Source organism: Hydrangea phyllody phytoplasma (genome assembly GCF_036985185.1).
Lineage (GTDB): Bacteria > Bacillota_I > Bacilli_A > Acholeplasmatales > Acholeplasmataceae > Phytoplasma > Phytoplasma asteris.
On the sequence record NZ_BSDA01000018.1, the window covers coordinates 1 to 1,493 of the forward strand.

Annotated in this window: 1 protein-coding gene and 1 pseudogene; both read left to right on the plus strand. The window is 29.9% G+C overall.

Annotated elements, in window-relative coordinates; genetic code table 11:
- Positions 1-854 (plus strand): annotated as a pseudogene (locus tag AACP42_RS03000) (DNA double-strand break repair protein Rad50); the annotation flags it as partial.
- Between the two features lie 79 nt (positions 855-933).
- Positions 934-1,493: hypothetical protein (locus AACP42_RS03005; RefSeq protein ID WP_339332583.1), on the plus strand; the 560-nt coding region annotated here is incomplete at its 3' end.

The following is a 1,493-nucleotide window of genomic DNA, read 5'->3' on the forward strand; positions in this document are numbered from 1 at the left end:
ATTTAACTGAAGGAGATAAAAAATTATTTAACCAAATCAAATCAGTTGAAGAACGCCGTGATGAAATCCAAAAAGAAATTGATGCAGTCAAAGAAAAATTAAAAGCAATAGAAACTGAACGAGATTTATACAAAGACTTAAAGTTAAAATATGAAGAAATGTATAATCGTGCGCTAACTTATGAAAAAGAAAATGAAGCATCACTGGGAAATATTGTCAAATGGGGTTTTAAAGCTTTTGATAAAGTTACCGACTTAGTCCCTTCTAAATATGGTATGAAAATTATAGGCAAAACAGCTACTTTTACACGTAGCTTCGCCCAAGGTATGTCAAAAACTACTTTAGTTCTTCACGAAGGCCACCGTTTATGGCACATGTATAATGAAGTAGCTAATGAAAACAAAGAACATCCACCAATGATTACCAAAGAAGCTTTAGAAATGTATACTCAAGATATTAACCGTGAATTAGGCAAACTCGACGCTGACTACAAAGATTACGAAACTAAATTAGGTGGTTATAAACTCCGACAAAATGAAGATAATTTAGAAAAAGAATTAGGTCAATCTTTAAAAGCAGTTCAAGACGTAAAAAAACAAGAACAGTCAGTTATTGATGAATATGCTAAAACCATCGATGAATTGAATGAAAAATTATCTGAAGTTTCAGCTAATCGCAAATTATGTGATAAAAAGACCAACTTAGAAGAAGAATATGAAACTAAAAAAGAAGAGTGTAATGTTTTAAAAGACCAATTAAAACAAAAAAATCCAAGTTACGCTCGCGCTCAACAACGCATTCAAGCTAGACGAGTTGGTAAAATACCTGAAATGGTTATGATTCCAAATAAATAATTATTTTATTAATAAAATTGTATAATGGTGATAGGTTATATGATCAATTATAGCCATTATCAAGAAAGGTAAATAAATTATGAAGCAACCCAACTTTTTTCAAAAACATTTAGTAACTATTATTATCATTTTACTTTTTGGAATAGCAATTATCATAGGCATTCACCAAGGATTTAATGATTATAAAAACGAAAAAAATTCTTTTTCTCCTTTAGGACAAACTCCAAAAAAAGATTCCTTAGAACCTGAAACCACCCCAACTCCTTCCAGATCTAAACGCTCTACGGAAAAACCACCCCAACCGAAAATTAAAACCACTGCTGCTCGTTTAGAACAAATTAAAACTTATCTTTTTACCGAACCTACTGACACTTCTAAATTACCATCAGATCTATCAGAAAGAGAACAAGAAGAAATAAATAAACTAAAAAATAGTTGGAAATTGAGCTTAGGTCTTTTAAATGAAGAAAAAAGTGTTATTAACCAATACCAAAAAACATGTGACGAACACCAATCTCACTTAAATTCTATTCAACCTCAAATAGAAAATTTAAAACCACAACAACAAGAACTACAAAAATTACTAGATGAAAAAAAACAAGAAATTGATAGATTAAAAATTAATAAAAAAGAAAACCG